Source organism: Rhizobium sp. LjRoot98 (assembly GCF_964252935.1).
In the GTDB taxonomy this organism is placed as follows: domain Bacteria; phylum Pseudomonadota; class Alphaproteobacteria; order Rhizobiales; family Rhizobiaceae; genus Pararhizobium.
The window spans coordinates 149977-165098 of the sequence record NZ_CAXUPW020000007.1; the positions used below are offsets into that span (position 1 = coordinate 149977).

The 15122-nt window shown below is 61.1% G+C and carries 14 protein-coding genes; 7 read left to right on the plus strand and 7 right to left on the minus strand.

Annotated features, from left to right (window positions below; genetic code table 11):
• Positions 1–2: 2 nt before the first annotated feature.
• From ACSQ3J_RS21405 to ACSQ3J_RS21425, 5 genes are all read right to left on the minus strand, one after another.
• The gene (locus tag ACSQ3J_RS21405; protein WP_436040130.1) at positions 3–1016 is read right to left on the minus strand and encodes an alpha-ketoacid dehydrogenase subunit beta; all 1014 of its coding nucleotides are present in this window, start codon (positions 1014–1016) and stop codon (positions 3–5) included.
• Between the two features lies 1 nt (position 1017).
• On the minus strand, positions 1018–2250 hold the full coding sequence (locus ACSQ3J_RS21410) for a thiamine pyrophosphate-dependent enzyme (protein ID WP_060506923.1): 1233 nt from the start codon (positions 2248–2250) through the stop codon (positions 1018–1020).
• 65 nt (positions 2251–2315) lie between these two features.
• Positions 2316–3443, minus strand: a complete 1128-nt coding sequence (locus tag ACSQ3J_RS21415; protein ID WP_060506924.1) for an acyl-CoA dehydrogenase family protein — start codon at positions 3441–3443, stop codon at positions 2316–2318.
• A gap of 23 nt (positions 3444–3466) precedes the next feature.
• Positions 3467–4654, minus strand: a complete 1188-nt coding sequence (locus tag ACSQ3J_RS21420) for an acetyl-CoA C-acyltransferase (protein ID WP_060507038.1) — start codon at positions 4652–4654, stop codon at positions 3467–3469.
• 19 nt (positions 4655–4673) lie between these two features.
• Positions 4674–5441 carry a 3-hydroxyacyl-CoA dehydrogenase gene (locus tag ACSQ3J_RS21425; RefSeq protein WP_060506925.1) on the minus strand — a complete coding sequence of 256 codons (768 nt, stop codon included), beginning with the start codon at positions 5439–5441 and terminating at the stop codon, positions 4674–4676.
• Between the two features lie 195 nt (positions 5442–5636).
• Between ACSQ3J_RS21425 and ACSQ3J_RS21430 the strand changes: the two genes are divergently transcribed.
• Complete coding sequence (locus tag ACSQ3J_RS21430) at positions 5637–6647, plus strand: AraC family transcriptional regulator (RefSeq protein WP_060506926.1); 1011 nt, start codon at positions 5637–5639, stop codon at positions 6645–6647.
• 44 nt (positions 6648–6691) lie between these two features.
• Here ACSQ3J_RS21430 and ACSQ3J_RS21435 read toward each other — a convergent pair whose 3' ends face one another.
• Positions 6692–7378 (minus strand): GntR family transcriptional regulator, encoded by a 687-nt coding sequence (locus ACSQ3J_RS21435; RefSeq protein ID WP_060506927.1) that lies wholly within the window; start codon positions 7376–7378, stop codon positions 6692–6694.
• Between the two features lie 174 nt (positions 7379–7552).
• Between ACSQ3J_RS21435 and ACSQ3J_RS21440 the strand changes: the two genes are divergently transcribed.
• From ACSQ3J_RS21440 to ACSQ3J_RS21465, 6 genes are all read left to right on the plus strand, one after another.
• Positions 7553–8587, plus strand: coding sequence for a 4-hydroxythreonine-4-phosphate dehydrogenase PdxA (locus tag ACSQ3J_RS21440; RefSeq protein ID WP_060507040.1), 1035 nt, complete (start codon positions 7553–7555; stop codon positions 8585–8587).
• Between the two features lie 69 nt (positions 8588–8656).
• On the plus strand, positions 8657–9646 hold the full coding sequence (locus ACSQ3J_RS21445) for a Bug family tripartite tricarboxylate transporter substrate binding protein (RefSeq protein ID WP_060506928.1): 990 nt from the start codon (positions 8657–8659) through the stop codon (positions 9644–9646).
• 61 nt (positions 9647–9707) lie between these two features.
• The gene (locus tag ACSQ3J_RS21450) at positions 9708–10208 is read left to right on the plus strand and encodes a tripartite tricarboxylate transporter TctB family protein (RefSeq protein WP_060506929.1); all 501 of its coding nucleotides are present in this window, start codon (positions 9708–9710) and stop codon (positions 10206–10208) included.
• A gap of 33 nt (positions 10209–10241) precedes the next feature.
• Entirely contained in the window at positions 10242–11780 is a 1539-nt protein-coding gene (locus ACSQ3J_RS21455) for a tripartite tricarboxylate transporter permease (protein WP_060506930.1), read from the plus strand.
• A 39-nt stretch (positions 11781–11819) separates the two neighbouring features.
• The gene (locus ACSQ3J_RS21460; RefSeq protein WP_060506931.1) at positions 11820–12773 is read left to right on the plus strand and encodes a sugar phosphate isomerase/epimerase family protein; all 954 of its coding nucleotides are present in this window, start codon (positions 11820–11822) and stop codon (positions 12771–12773) included.
• Positions 12770–14488 (plus strand): dihydroxyacetone kinase family protein, encoded by a 1719-nt coding sequence (locus ACSQ3J_RS21465; protein ID WP_060506932.1) that lies wholly within the window; start codon positions 12770–12772, stop codon positions 14486–14488. Before ACSQ3J_RS21460 ends, ACSQ3J_RS21465 begins: the two co-directional genes overlap by 4 nt.
• Positions 14489–14561: 73 nt before the next feature.
• Here the strand turns inward: ACSQ3J_RS21465 and ACSQ3J_RS21470 are convergent, their stop codons facing one another.
• Positions 14562–15113, minus strand: a complete 552-nt coding sequence (locus ACSQ3J_RS21470) for a glutathione peroxidase (protein WP_060507042.1) — start codon at positions 15111–15113, stop codon at positions 14562–14564.
• Between the last annotated feature and the right edge of the window lie 9 nt (positions 15114–15122).

Below are 15122 nucleotides of genomic sequence, written 5' to 3' on the forward strand. Positions count from 1 at the left end.
GATTATGCCTCCATCACTTCGGCAAGCGCGCGCCCGACGCGGCCGGGTCCGGGGAAATAATCCCATTCCTGCGCATGCGGATAGGGCGTGTCCCAGCCCGTGACGCGCACGACCGGGGCGTCCAGATGGTAGAAGCAATGTTCCTGCACGAGGGCTGTGAGTTCGGCGCCGTAGCCCGATGTCAGCGTCGCCTCATGGACGACGACGCAGCGGCCGGTCTTGGTGACCGATTGCACGATCGTATCGAGATCAAGCGGCAACAGGCTGCGAAGGTCGATCACTTCGGCATCGATGCCCATTTCCTCGACGGCCGCCAGCGCCACATGCACCATTGTGCCATAGGCGATCACGGTGACCGCAGAACCCTGCCTGCGTATTTCGGCCTTGCCGATCGGGATGCTGTAATGTCCCTCCGGCACCTCGCCGAGTTCGTGTTTGGACCATGGTGTGACCGGCCTGTCGTGATGACCGTCGAAAGGACCGTTGTAGAGGCGCTTCGGTTCAAGGAACATCACCGGGTCGGGGTCTTCGATCGAGGCGATCAGCAGGCCCTTGGCGTCGTATGGGTTGGAAGGCACAACGACTTTCAAGCCGCAGACGTGGGTAAACAGCGCCTCCGGGCTCTGGCTGTGCGTCTGTCCGCCAAAGATACCACCGCCCGTCGGCATGCGCAAAACGATCGGGCAGGTGAAGTCGCCGTTCGAGCGGTAACGGATACGGGCGGCTTCCTGGGTGATCTGGTCGTAGGCCGGGTACATGTAATCGGCGAACTGGATTTCGACGCAGGGTTTGAGGCCATAGGCGGCCATGCCGATCGCGGTGCCGACGATGCCGCTTTCGCTGATAGGCGCGTCGAAGCAGCGGGTCTTGCCGTATTTCGCCTGAAGCCCCTGGGTGCACCGGAAGACGCCACCGAAATAGCCGACATCCTCGCCAAACACCACCACATCGTCATCACGTTCCATCGAGACGTCCATGGCGCTGCGCACGGCCTCGATCATCGTCATTCTGGCCATGTCAGTATCCTGCCTTCTGCCGCTGGCGGCGAATATGGGGCGGCATCTCGGCATAGACGCCTTCGAAGATATCGCGCACAGACGGTTTTCCACCCGCATGCAGGGTACCGTGGGTTTCGGCTTCCTTCTGCGCCTGAATGACCTCGTCGAGGATTTCGGCCTCTGCCTGCACATGCCGCTCGTCGGACCAGACACCGCGCATGATCAGGTGTTTCTTCAGCCTGAGGACGGGATCGCCGAGCGGCCACGCCTCGGATTCTGTTTTCGGGCGGTATGCGCTCGGATCGTCGGAGGTGGAATGCGCGCCGACTCGGTAGGTGACATATTCGATCAGAGTGGGGCCGAGATTACGCCGGGCGCGCTCCGCGGCCCAAAGGGACACGGCATAGACGGCAAGATAATCGTTTCCATCGACACGCAGCGCCGGAATACCGAAGCCGAGGCCACGCGCTGCAAACGTGCCGGAGCCGCCGCGGGCGATGCCCTGAAAAGTGGAAATGGCCCACTGGTTGTTGACGATATTGAGGATAACAGGCGCCTTGTAGGTCGAGGCGAAGACCAGCGCCGAATGGAAATCCGATTCCGCCGTCGAGCCATCGCCGATCCAGGCAGCCGCGATCTTGGTGTCGTTCTTGATGGCAGACGCCATCGCCCATCCGACCGCCTGGACATATTGTGTGGCGAGATTGCCGGAAATGGTGAAGAAGCCGTGCTCCTTGGAGGAATACATGATCGGCAGTTGGCGCCCGCGCAACGGATCCTTCTCGTTGGAGAAGATCTGGTTCATCATCTCGACCATCGGATAATCGTCGGCAATCAGCAGACCCGCCTGACGATAGGTCGGGAAGTTCATGTCGCCTTTGCGCAGAGCCTTGCGGAAAGCACAGCTGACGGCTTCCTCACCCAGATGCTGCATGTAGAAGGAGGTCTTGCCTTGGCGTTGTGCCATCAGCATCCGCGCATCGAAGGCCCTCAGCTTCATCATGTGCCTGAGGCCGGTCAGCAATTCCTCATCCGACAGTAACCCAGCCCAGGGGCCGACCGCTTCGCCCTCGCGGTTCAGCACGCGAATGATCGAATAGGCGAGATCGCGGATATCTTCGGATGCGGCATCGACTGCAGGGCGCGGCACTGAGCCGGCCTTGGCAATATCAACATTGGAAAAATCCGGCATGCCACCGGGCCGGACGGCCGGTTCAGGAACATGCAGACTCAACTGTGGGAACTCGGTCATGCCGTGCTCTTCCTCCCATTTTTGCCCTTACCTTCCAGTCTCCTCCCGGAAGCGGGCGCATTGTTTTATAGACTACGTGCAATGACGATGCGTTGCACGTCGCTTGTTCCTTCATAGATCTGGCAGATGCGGACATCGCGGTAGATACGCTCGACCGGGTAATCCGACATGTAACCGTAGCCGCCATGGATCTGGATCGCATCCGAGCAGACTTTTTCGGCCATTTCCGAGGCAAACAGTTTTGCCATCGACGCCTCCGTCAGGCAGGGCTCCCCGGCTTCCTTCAACTCGGCCGCATGCAGCACCATCTGCCGGGCTGCGGCAATCTGCGTCGCCATGTCGGAAAGGCGGAAAGCCACGGCCTGATGCTCGATGATCGGCTTGCCGAAGGCGATGCGCTCGCGGGCATAGTCGCGGGCGGCCTCGAAGGCCGCACGCGCCATGCCGACCGATTGCGAGGCGATGCCGATGCGGCCACCTTCGAGATTGGCGAGCGCGATCTTGTACCCCTCACCTTCCGCGCCCAGCCGCAATTCGGCGGGGATACGCATGTTGCTGAAGGCAATCTGGCAGGTGTCCGAAGAATGCAGGCCGAGCTTGTGTTCGACGCGAACGACCTCATAACCGGGCGTGTCTGTCGGCACGATGAAGGCCGTGATGCCTTTCTTGCCGGCATCCGGATCGGTAACGGCGAAGACGATGATGACATTGCCGTTCTTGCCGGATGTGATGAACTGCTTGGCGCCGTCGAGCACATAGTCGTCGCCATCGCGGCGGGCGCGGGTGCGCAGGTTGGAGGCGTCGGACCCTGCCTGTGGTTCCGTCAGAGCAAAGCCGCCGATCCATTCACCGGAAGCAAGTTTCGGCAGGAAACGCTGCTTCTGCTCTTCTGTGCCGAATTTCAGGATCGGCACACAACCCACCGAACTGTGCACGCTCATGATCGTCGAGCAAGGACCATCACCGGCCGCAATTTCCTCGAGCGCGACCGCATAGGCCACGGTTCCGGTTTCCGAGCCGCCATAGGCTTCCGGCACCAGCATGCCGAGGAAGCCGAGTTCGCCCATCTCCTTCAGCTCAGCCTTTGGAAAAGCATGCGACACGTCGCGCTCTGCGGCACCCGGTGCCAGCCGCTCGCAGGCAAAATCGCGGGCCACGTCGCGAATCTGGATCTGTTGTTCAGACAGGATCATGTGTTCTCTCCTCCCCGTCCCGCTCAATGCCGCTCGACCGCGATCGCCGTCGCCTCGCCGCCGCCGATGCAGAGCGAGGCCATGCCGCACTTCAGATCGTAGCGCTCAAGAGCCGCCAGCAATGTGACGATGACGCGGGCGCCGGATGCGCCGATGGGATGGCCGAGCGCGCAAGCGCCGCCATGCACATTGACCTTGTCATGCGGCAGATCGAGATCGCGCATCGCAGCCATCGCGACCACGGCGAAGGCCTCATTTATCTCGAACAGATCGACATCCTTCAAGGCCCATCCGGTGCGCTCGCTGAGCTTCTTCAGCGCGCCGATCGGTGCGGTGGCAAACAGATTGGGTGCCTGCGCATGGGTGGAATGGCCGGTGATGGTGGCAAGAGGCGTCAAGCCCCTACGCTCCGCTTCGGAGCGGCGCATCAGCACCAGTGCTGCAGCGCCATCGGAAATCGAGCTGGCATTGGCCGCCGTCACCGTGCCATTTTCGCGGAAGGCAGGCTTCAGCGTCGGAATTTTTTCAAGTTTCGCCTTGCCCGGTTGCTCATCGCGGCTGACGACCTGTTCCGTCTTTCCAGTCTTCAGGGTGACCGGCGTGATCTCGCTATCGAACGATCCATCCTCGATGGCCTTTTTGGCCCGTGTGAGCGAGGTCACGGCAAAGTCGTCCTGGGCTGGCCGCGTGAATTGATAGGCCTCGGCACAATCTTCGGCAAACGTGCCCATCAGCCGTCCCTTGTCATAGGCATCCTCCAGCCCGTCGAGGAACATGTGGTCGATGACGCGGCCATGACCGAGCCGGTAACCGCCGCGGGCCCGATCCAGCAGATAGGGCGCATTGCTCATGCTTTCCATGCCGCCGGCGATAGCAATGTTGGCGCTGCCGGCCAGGATAAGATCATGCGCCAGCATCGCCGCTTTCATGCCAGAGCCGCACATCTTGTTGACGGTGCTGGCGCCGGTTGCAAATGGAAGACCCGCGCCGATGGCCGCCTGACGGGCTGGTGCTTGCCCCTGCCCGGCCGGAAGCACACAGCCGAACACGACTTCATCCACCAGCTCCGATGCCAGGCCGCTACGCTCCAATGCGGCGCGAATGGCCGCAGCCCCGAGGTCCGGCGCGGTGGCGCCCTGCAGATCACCCTGAAATCCGCCCATGGCGGTACGGGCGGCGCCGACAATGACGATGGGATCATGTGCTGTCATTTCAAACCTCCCAAGCCGCTCAGCGCGGGCCCATGCGCAGCGCGCCATCCAGACGGATGACCTCGCCATTCAGCATGGTGTTCTCACAGATGTGGCGCACCAAAGCAGCAAATTCAGCCGGACGGCCAAGACGTGGCGGAAACGGTACGCTCTTTCCAAGCGCTTCCTGCGTCTCGGGCGGCATGCCGGCCATCATCGGCGTCTCGAAAATGCCAGGCGCGATGGTGACGACGCGGATGCCGTAGCGGGCGAGTTCGCGCGCAATCGGCAGGGTCATGCCGACGACGCCGCCCTTGGAGGCGGAATAGGCAGCCTGACCGATCTGGCCGTCGAACGCGGCAACGGAGGCTGTATTGACGATGACGCCGCGCTCGCCTTCGCTGTCCGGTTCCTGTGTCTGGATGGCGGCAGCGGCAAGCCGGATCATGTTGAATGTGCCGACCAGATTGATACCGATCGCCTGCGCAAAACTCTCAAGACGATGCGGGCCGTCGCGGCCGAGAACTTTTTCACCCGGAGCAACGCCGGCACAATTCACCAGGCCATGGAGATGGCCGAATGTTTCAAGCGCAGTGTTGATGGCGGCCTGAGCGTCCGGCTCGCTGGTGACATCGGTGCGGACAAACCGGGCGCTTGCCCCGAGACTTGCAGCGGTCTGCGCACCTGCGTCCTGGTTGATGTCGGCGATAACGATGCGGGCGCCAGCCTCAGCCAGCATGCGCGCGACAGCCGCGCCAAGACCGGAACCACCGCCGGTGACCACAAAAACCTTGCCGGAAATATTCATAGCGCTGCCTTTCTCATGTGAAGGCGCGCAACAGTCAGCCCCTGATCCGTCATGCAGCCTCCCCGCCGCGTTCCGTCCATCATGCCTGATTTTGATCATAGCATCTTGCCGGACTCTACGCTCGCGCGATATTGCAAGCGATGACAGAACTGCGCCTCATTTTTCGGCCGGTTTTGCCATATGGGAGGAAAATCGATGATGGACGCGGACCGGCGGATGATTTCGCCCTCGTTTGTCGAGGAGGCGCTTGACTGCCTGCGCCGGGCCGGAAAGCCGACGGCGCCGCTTTTGGCTTCACTGGGTTTACCGCTCGTGGTCGAAAAACCGATTTCTGCCGAAAGTTACGGTGCTCTGTGGCTGGCGGTTGCAGCGGAAGTGGATGATGAATTCTTCGGGATGGGCGAGCGGCCGATGCGGCGCGGCAGCTTTACGCTTCTCTGTCATTGCGTGCTGCATGCCAAGACGCTTGATCAGGCCCTTCGCCGGGCGCTTCGTTTTCTCGGCGTGGTACTGGAAGATCCAAGCGGCGAACTGGTGATCCGCGATGGGCTCGCCGAGATCGTACTGACGGACAAGGGAGAGGCCAGGTCGGCCTTTGCCTATCGGACCTACTGGATACTGCTACACGGCATCACCTGCTGGCTGGTCGGCCGCCGCATCCCGATTCGCCGGGTGGACTTTCGCTGCGCCGAACCGCTGGAGGGCGCCGATTACCGCCTTTTCTTCGGCGCGCCCGTACAGTTTTCACAGCCCGTCAGCCGCCTGGCCTTCGATCGTGCAGTCTTGAAGCTGCCGATCGTGCGGACCGAACAGGCCCTGAAACAGTTTCTTCGGGGAGCGCCTGCCAACATTCTCGTGCGTTACCGGTATGATGCGGGGCTGGCGGCCGCCGTTCGCAAGCGGCTTCGCCAACAGGCGCCAGCGGCGTGGTCCGGGTTTGACGACCTCGCCGCGCAGATGCACATGTCGCCTTCGACATTGCGCCATCGGCTGCAGGCCGAAGGCCAAAGTTATGCCGGTATCAAGGACGAAATCCGCCGCGACCGCGCCGTCGAGATGCTGCAAAGCAGTGACGCAAGCGTTGGAGACATCGCCGCGCAGCTCGGTTACTCCGAACCAAGCGCGTTCCACCGCGCTTTCCGCAAATGGACCACGAAGAGCCCCGCGGCCTTCCGGCGGCAGGCAGCTGCATCAGCAGTCAAATAGATTCGCACGTGCTGTCGGGATTTGATGAGGAGAATCCGGGCGGATCAGAGTGATGCCCGCACCCTGTCCCACGCATTGAACAAGTGCCGGCCGAGGACTTCGGACAGGCGGGTCTTGTCGCGGGCTTCCAGCGCCGAGATCATTTCCTCGTGTTCGGAAACGGCGGCAGCCCATTTTTCAGGACCTTCATGGCCGATGAAGCGGATGCGCTTCAGCCGGGTCTGCAGGATGGCATGAATATCGATCAGCGAGCTGTTCTGCGCCAGCCGGACGATCGCGGTGTGGATGTCCTGGTTGAGCTTGTAATATTGCAGACGGTCAGCGGCCTTGTAGCGGTCGATCATCTCGTCGTGCAGCGCCCGCACCTCGGCGATTTCCGCATCGGTTGCGGCTTCACAGGCGAGACGGCCTGCGAGTTCTTCGAGCGTTCGCAGCACCGTCAGCATGTCATGGACGTCTTTCGGGCTGAAGCGTTTGACCACCGCGCCCCGGCTCGGCACCAGTTCGACCAGACCCTCGCTGGCCAGATATTTGATTGCCTCGCGCAACGGCGTGCGGGACACCCCGAGCTGTTCTCCCAGCTGGCCTTCATGCAGACGCGTGCCCGGCTCAAGGTCCCCCTCAATGATCATGTCGCGCAGGTGGTTGACCAGCGTGTCGTGCAGGGCCGTGCGCCGGATCGGACCGGCGCTGCCATCAGCACGGCGTTGCAGTGAGGAGATCTCGTCCATGTCTTTCGTGCCCGTTCCGCTCTGGCGCGTTGTGTTTCTGAAGCGCATTGCGAACATGAAGATTGCCTGATCCAACGTCAACAAAAAATGCTGCATACAGAATACAAAAGACTTGATGCAGAATTATGAATGCCGTATGACGGCTGCAACAGCATGAAGCGGAGGACTTTCATCATGACCCTGAGCGCCAACGATGCGCGTCCTGTTATTGCGCTCGCCATGGGCGATCCGGCAGGCATCAGCCCAGAACTGACCGCCAAGCTCCTGTCGATGGACGATATTCGCGAAGCGGCACATCTGGTTGTGATCGGCGATCGCCGTATTCTCGATGAAGGTGCCGAATGCGCCGGGCTCGCGCTCGATCTCGCTTCCGCATCGCTGGAGAATTTCGAGGGCGCCGGCACTGACAAGCACGTATTCATCGATCTTGCCCATCTCGATCCGGCCGATGTCGATCGCGGCGAGGCAACGCTTGCCGGCGGCACATTCGCCACCACCAACTTCCGCACTGCGCTGCAGCTGGCTGACAAGGGCCGTGCACAGGCCGTCTGCTTCACCCCCTTCAACAAGAAGGCGATGCGCTTTGCTTATCCGGGCTATGACGATGAAATCCGTTTCGTCGCCGATGTCATCGGCTTCACCGGCAAGGTGCGCGAATTCAATGTTCTGGAGAAGGTCTGGAATGCGCGCGTCACCTCGCACATTCCGTTGTCCGAAGTTTCGGCCAACCTGTCGGTCGACGGCATCCTTGCTGAAATCGAGCTGACGCGGGGGTGCCTGAAGGCAGCTGGTTATGACAATCCGCGCATTGCGGTCGCAGGCCTCAACCCGCACGCCGGCGACGGCGGCAGCTTCGGCATGGAAGAAATCGACATCATCGAGCCGGCTGTGCAGTTTGCCCGCCAACGCGGATGGGATGTCGAAGGCCCCTTCCCGGCCGACACCGTCTTCCTGCGGGCGCTGAAGGAAGGTTTCCAGGCGGTTTTGACCATGTATCACGACCAGGGTCAGATCGCGATGAAGATGATGGGCTTCGACAAGGGCGTGACGATGATGGGCGGACTGCCATTCGCTCTGTGCACGCCCGCTCACGGCACTGCATACGACATCGCCGGCAAGGGTATTGCCGATGTTGGCGCAAGCCGTGAGGCCATTCTTCTGGCGGCGCGCATGGCGAAAAGAAGTGCGGCCCAGGCCGCTGCTGCCTGAATTCGACCTGTTTTGGTTTCTACCGGCGTGGAGGAGGTCCACGCCGTTCATTCAACGGAGGAGTTTTAGATGAAAACATCAGTCTCAATCGCATGCATCATGGTTGCCGCATTCGGCGTTGCCGCACCGGCAATGGCTTTCGAGCCGAACCGCCCGGTCGAGTTCGTCGTTACCGCCGGCCCCGGCGGCGGCACGGATATCTTCGCGCGCACGATCCAGTCAATCATCTCCAAGTACGAGTTGATGAAGGCGCCAGTCGTCGTCACCAACAAGGGCAGCGCCGGTGGTGCTGAAGGCTTCGTCTATGCGGCGGGCTACAAGGGCGACGCCTACAAGCTCGCTTTCGGCACCAACAATGCCTACCTGCTGCCGGTTCGTGCCAAGGTTCCCTACAAGTCGGAAGACCTGACGCCGGTGGCCGCACTCGCCTCCGATGAATTCGTGCTCTGGGTCAACGGCAAGTCTGACATCAAGACGGCCGCCGATTTCGTCGCCAAGGCCAAGGAAGCCGGCGATTACAAAGTTGGTGGAAGCCAGTCGAAGGACGTCGACCAGATCCTCACCTCGATGATCAACGATGCAAGCGGTGCCAAGCTCGGCTATATCCCATTCAAGAGCGGCGGCGAAGCGGCCGTCCAACTGGCTGGCGAACACATTGCCGCCAACGTCAACAACCCGAGCGAAAACCTCGGCCAGTGGCAGGCAGGCATGGTCAAGCCGGTCTGCGTGTTCAAGTCGGAAAAGCTGAAGAGCGACGGCAAGGTTGCCGGCGAACAGGGCTGGGGGGATATCCCGACCTGCAAGGAAAGCGGCATCGCGATCGACAACTACTCCATGCCGCGTACCGTCTGGTTGCCGGCTGGCGTCGAACAGGACGTTGTTGATTTTTACGCCGGTGTCCTGAAGAAGGTGTCTGAGACACCGGAATGGGCCAAGTATCTTGCTGATACCTCGCAGTCGGCCGACTATATGAGCGGCACGCAGCTTGCCGATTTCATCAAGGGCAACGAGGCTTCGGTGACGGAAGTGCTGAAGCGCGAAGGTTGGCTCGCCAACTGAACCCATTAAGGTTCCCTGCGGACGCTTCAGGGCGTCCGCACCCACCGGAAAGGTTTGAACGATGAGCGAGAACAGCGCCAAGGGATTGTCCCGTTTCGCGATGGAAATCGGCGTCGCCCTCTTGACTGGCGCCTTCGGTGCCGCAGTCTGCTACGGGTCGGTCGAAGCCGGCACGGGCTGGACCGACATGGGGCCGGATGCAGGCTATTTCCCCTTCTATATCGGCCTTCTGATCATGTTCGGTAGCGCCGCCAATCTGGTCGCCGCTCTGTTCAAGCACCGCAGCAGCGGCGAAATCTTCTTTGAAGCTTCGCGATTCAAGGTCGTCTTGTCGTTTCTGTTGCCGCTTGTTGCCTTCGCAGCAGTCTCCACCTTTCTCGGTCTCTATGTCGGAACGGCGCTCTATATCGCCGGCGCCATGACTTTCCAGGGCCGCTACAAGTGGTGGATCGGCCTGCCATCGGGCATCGCAGTCTCGCTTCTCTTCTTCGTCATCTTCGAAATCGGCTTCAAGGTTCCGCTCCTGAAAGGCCCGGTCGAGGCGTGGTTCGGGATCTATTGATCCTGCCGCCTTGTTGTCTTTAGGAGGAAAGACATGGAAAATATCGGTCTCCTGATCGACGGCTTCGGCCATATCCTGAGCTTCAATCATATTCTGCTGATGATGCTCGGCGTGACGCTTGGCATCCTCGTCGGCGTGCTCCCCGGGTTGGGGGCTCCCAACGGCGTGTCGCTGCTTTTGCCGCTGACATTCTCGATGGACCCGATTTCGGCGATCATCCTCTTGTCCTGCATGTATTGGGGAGCGCTTTTCGGCGGATCGACGACGTCCATCCTGTTCAACATCCCCGGCGAACCCTCCTCTGTCGCGACGACCTTCGACGGCTATCCGATGGCAAAGACCGGCCAGGCGAGCCGTGCGCTGACACTGGCATTTGTGTCCGCCGGTATCGGCGCATTGTCGGGTGTCGTGATGATCACGCTCCTGTCCGGCTGGGTCGCCAATTTCGCACTGAAATTCTCGTCGCCTGAATATTTCGCCGTCTATTTCCTCGCCTTCGCCAGCTTTATCTCGATGGGCGCGCAATCGCCGTTCAAGACCCTGGTTTCGATGATGCTTGGCTTCGCGCTGGCCTCGGTCGGCATGGACACGATCTCCGGCAACCTGCGCCTCACTTTCGATATTCCTGAACTGATCAAGGGCGTTTCCTTCCTCATCGCCGTCATGGGCCTGTTCGGTATCGGCGAACTGCTCCTGACCACGGAAGAAGGCCTGCGTTTCGAAGGCATCAAGGCACGCGTGAAAATGGCGGAAATCGGCCGCACGCTGATCGAGATGCCGCGTTACTGGTTCACCATTCTGCGCTCCACCATCATCGGCATCTGGATGGGTATCACACCCGCCGGCCCAACCGCTGCTTCCTTCATGAGCTACGGTGTTGCCCGCCGCTCGGCGCGCGACAAGTCGATGTTCGGCAAGGGTGATCCGCGCGGTATCGTTGCGCCGGAAACGGCCGACCATTCGGCCGGAACCTCCGCCTTGCTGCCCATGCTGGCGCTCGGTGTTCCGGGTTCTGCTACGGCTGCCGTCATGATGGGCGGATTGATGATCTGGGGCCTGACACCTGGCCCGACACTGTTTACCGACCGTCCAGATTTCGTCTGGGGGCTGATCGCCTCGATGTATCTCGGCAATATCGTTGCCGTGATCCTGGTGCTTGCCACCGTACCGCTCTATGCGTCGATCCTGCGGGTGCCGTTTGCCATTATCGGCCCGATCATCGTTGCCGTCATCTTCTCCGGCGCCTATCAGGTCGCCAATTCGGTGATGGATATCTGGCTGGTTATCGCGTTTGGCCTGCTCGGCTATATCTTCAAGAAGCTCGACTATCCGCTGGCGCCGCTGGTTCTGGCCATGGTTCTTGGCGACAAGGCTGAAGACGCCTTCCGCCAGTCGATGCTGATGTCGAATGGCGATCTCTCGATCTTCTGGTCGAATAGCCTCGTCTCCGGCCTGATGGCATTGGGCTTGGCGCTGCTCCTCTCGCCGCTGGTGTTCTGGCTGATCGGTCTTGTCCGTGGCGGCAAGAAGGAAACCCCGGCATCCGCCAATGATGGAAAGACGGCGGCCTGACCGGCCGCCACATGTCCCTGAAATTTGAAGGATAAAGCCATGACCGCCAAACCGCGCCAATGGAATAGAGAGACCTGGCCGATCGCAGCCGCGATGATCCAGTATCCGAACACCCTGCCCGATGGGCGCTCCGTTCAGGATCAGTCGGTTGAGGAATGGGCGGAGACGCTTGCCGATGTGGTCGATGCCGGTTTCACCGAGCTTGACCCGACTGACAGCTGGATCCGGCTCGCCGATCTTTCACTCGCACGGCTTGACGCTTTCGTGGCGCTGACCCAGTCACTGGGATTGACGATGCCAGCGATTTCGACGGCACGGCGTAGCGTTATCGACGCGCAGCACGGCGACGAGTATCTTGCCTATGGACATCGGGTTATCGATACCGCCAAGGCCATCGGCGCAGGCTCCGTATCTTTCGGCCTGTTCGAGGCACTGACCGATGCCCAGAAGAAAGCGCTATGGTTCTGGACCGTCGATGGCGCGAAGAACCCGGACGATGCGGCAGTGTGGAACAAGGCTGTTACACGCATTCGCGAACTCGGACGCCATGCCGAAGAGCTCGGCATCGAACTGGCGCTGGAAATGTACGAGGACACCTATCTCGGCACGGCGGAAAGCTCCGTCCGGCTGGTCGAGGACATTGGCCTTGCCAATGTCGGCATCAACGCGGATCTCGGCAACTTGATCCGCCTGCACCGGCCGGTCGAGCACTGGCAGGAGATGATGGCCAAGGTTGCGCCTTATGCGAAATATTGGCACGTGAAGAACTACACCCGCACCGAAGATCCTGCATCCGGCGTCATCGTCACGCATCCGGCGCCGCTGGAGTCTGGCATAATCAATTATCGCGCCGCCATTCGCATGGCGCTGGCACATGGCTTTTCGAGCCCCTTCCTTTGTGAACATTATGGCGGTGACGGGCTTTCCGTCAGCGCAGCCAATCGCGATTATCTGAGGCGTATCCTGCCTCGCGACCAAGGACAGACGTCATGACCACCATTTTCGATGAGCCCGAGGAATTCGCAACGACCGCGCTCGCCGGCTTTGCCGCGATCTACAGCCGGTATGTCCGCCATGTGAAGGGCGGCGTTGTGCGCTCGACCAAAGTGCCGAAGGGCAAGGTCTCGGTGGTGATCGGCGGCGGATCCGGACACTATCCGGCCTTCGCCGGTTATGTCGGCCCCGGCCTTGCCGATGCGGCCGTCGCCGGTGACGTGTTCGCCTCCCCTTCCACGGCTGCCGTGGCACGCGTTTGCCGCCATGCGGACCAGGGCGGCGGCATCCTGCTCGGTTTCGGCAACTATGCCGGTGACGTTCTGAACTTCGGGGTTGCGGCGGAACGCCTGCGCGCCGAGGGCATCGATGTTCGCATCGTGCCGGTGACTGATGATGTGGCCAGTGCGCCAGCAGATGCGGCCGCAAAACGCCGTGGTATTGCGGGCGATCTCGTCGTCTTCAAGATCGCCGGGGCTGCCGCCGAAGCCGGCATGAACCTCGACGAAGTCGAGCGCGTCACCCGCCTTGCCAATGACCGCACCGTCTCTTTCGGCGTTGCCTTCAAGGGCTGCACCTTGCCAGGGGCTGCTGGACCGCTGTTCACTGTACCGCATGGCCAGATGGCGCTCGGTCTCGGTATCCATGGCGAGCCGGGCATCAAGGACGAAGCGATCCTTCCTGCGAAGGACTTGGCAAAGCTCCTGACCGAAAAGCTGCTGGCGGAACGTCCATCCGGAACAGCCAAGGTTGGCGTTATCCTCAACGGATTGGGGGCGACGAAATATGAAGAGCTGTTCGTACTCTGGACGTCCGTTTCGACGCTTCTGAAGGATGCCGGACTGGATGTCGTAGCTCCGGAAGCCGGCGAATTCGTAACCAGCCTCGACATGCAGGGCTGCTCGCTGACGTTGCTCTGGCTCGACGACGAACTGGAAACACTGTGGTCGGCCGCCTGCGATACGCCTGTGCTGCGCCGCGGCGCGACGTTTTCGACGGAGCAAGCAAATGACGCGCTTGAGGACGTCGAAGGAAAATTGACGTTCGCGCCTTCCTCCGAAGCGTCGAAGGAAGCGGGCAAATGCGTCGCCGGTCTGCTCACCGGCATCGCCGCAGCATTGAAAGATGCGGAAGAAGAACTCGGCCGGATCGATGCCCATGCGGGCGATGGTGATCATGGCCAGGGCATGCGCCGTGGTTCGGCTGCGGCACTCGATGCTGCCAACGCGGCTGTCGCAGCGGGTGCGGGAGCCGCAAGCGTGCTGGCCATTGCCGGTGATGCCTGGGCTGACCGGGCTGGCGGAACCTCGGGTGCGATCTGGGGCCTTTTGCTGCGCTCGTGGAGCAATGCACTGAGCGACAATGACGCAATCGAGAAGGATGCGGCCGTCAAGGGCGCCCGGCTTGCGCTGGATGGCGTTACCCGGCTTGGCCGCGCGCGGCTTGGCGACAAGACCTTGGTCGATGCACTCATCCCGTTTGTCGAGACGCTGGAGAGCGAGTCCGCTTCCGGAAAATCGCTACCAGAAGCGTGGTCTCTGGCGGCAGATGCTGCGAAGTCTGCCGCCGACGCGACCTCGGCGCTCACCCCGAAACTCGGCCGCGCCCGGCCGCTCGCCGAAAAGAGCATCGGTCATCCCGATGCCGGTGCAGTGTCACTGGCGCTCGTCGCGCGGGTGGCGGCAGATTATATTTCCAAGTCTGGCGGCAAGTAAGCCGCACTGTATCCACTTCGACCGGCTATGATTAGATGCATGGCCGGTCGTTGCATTTTAAAGCTCCGGCATTTCAGGCCCTCTGCGCCAGTTCCCTATCGATCGCGGAAACGAGGCGGCCGTCCTCTGCGGTGACATCGGGTGAAAAGCGCGTGGCGACCTTGCCGTCGCGGCCGATCAGGAACTTTTCGAAGTTCCAGAGCACGTCGGCCTTGTTTTCCGGCTCGACGCCGTATCCCTTCAACCGTTCCCGCATCGGGCCTTCACCGGTAGCGTCGGGCGCAATTGCCGTCAGGCTGCGATAGAGCGGATGAGCCGCTTGCCCTTTGACGGAAATCTTTGAGAAAATGGGAAACTGTACATCGTAAGTGCTGGTGCAGAATTCGACGATCTCGGCCTCGGTTCCCGGCTCCTGCCCCATGAAATCATTGGCCGGGAAGGCAAGGATGACAAACCCTGCGTCGCGCTTGGCTTCATACAGCTTTTCGAGACCTTCATACTGGACCGTCAGGCCGCATTTCGACGCGACGTTGACGACCAGCATGACGCGGCCGCGAAATTCGGCAAGCGTCGTCTGGCGCCCGTCGGCTGTCTTGACCGGGATATCCAAAGGGGAAGTTGTCACGTTGTCCAC

What these genes read in the sequence shown, in the direction of transcription:
- ACSQ3J_RS21405 (WP_436040130.1), bottom strand. Translation starts at nt 1,016, where the DNA reads ATGGCCAGAATGACGATGATCGAGGCCGTGCGCAGCGCCATGGACGTC.
- ACSQ3J_RS21410 (WP_060506923.1), bottom strand. Translation starts at nt 2,250, where the DNA reads ATGACCGAGTTCCCACAGTTGAGTCTGCATGTTCCTGAACCGGCCGTC.
- ACSQ3J_RS21415 (WP_060506924.1), bottom strand. Translation starts at nt 3,443, where the DNA reads ATGATCCTGTCTGAACAACAGATCCAGATTCGCGACGTGGCCCGCGAT.
- ACSQ3J_RS21420 (WP_060507038.1), bottom strand. Translation starts at nt 4,654, where the DNA reads ATGACAGCACATGATCCCATCGTCATTGTCGGCGCCGCCCGTACCGCC.
- ACSQ3J_RS21425 (WP_060506925.1), bottom strand. Translation starts at nt 5,441, where the DNA reads ATGAATATTTCCGGCAAGGTTTTTGTGGTCACCGGCGGTGGTTCCGGT.
- ACSQ3J_RS21430 (WP_060506926.1), top strand. Translation starts at nt 5,637, where the DNA reads ATGATGGACGCGGACCGGCGGATGATTTCGCCCTCGTTTGTCGAGGAG.
- ACSQ3J_RS21435 (WP_060506927.1), bottom strand. Translation starts at nt 7,378, where the DNA reads ATGGACGAGATCTCCTCACTGCAACGCCGTGCTGATGGCAGCGCCGGT.
- ACSQ3J_RS21440 (WP_060507040.1), top strand. Translation starts at nt 7,553, where the DNA reads ATGACCCTGAGCGCCAACGATGCGCGTCCTGTTATTGCGCTCGCCATG.
- ACSQ3J_RS21445 (WP_060506928.1), top strand. Translation starts at nt 8,657, where the DNA reads ATGAAAACATCAGTCTCAATCGCATGCATCATGGTTGCCGCATTCGGC.
- ACSQ3J_RS21450 (WP_060506929.1), top strand. Translation starts at nt 9,708, where the DNA reads ATGAGCGAGAACAGCGCCAAGGGATTGTCCCGTTTCGCGATGGAAATC.
- ACSQ3J_RS21455 (WP_060506930.1), top strand. Translation starts at nt 10,242, where the DNA reads ATGGAAAATATCGGTCTCCTGATCGACGGCTTCGGCCATATCCTGAGC.
- ACSQ3J_RS21460 (WP_060506931.1), top strand. Translation starts at nt 11,820, where the DNA reads ATGACCGCCAAACCGCGCCAATGGAATAGAGAGACCTGGCCGATCGCA.
- ACSQ3J_RS21465 (WP_060506932.1), top strand. Translation starts at nt 12,770, where the DNA reads ATGACCACCATTTTCGATGAGCCCGAGGAATTCGCAACGACCGCGCTC.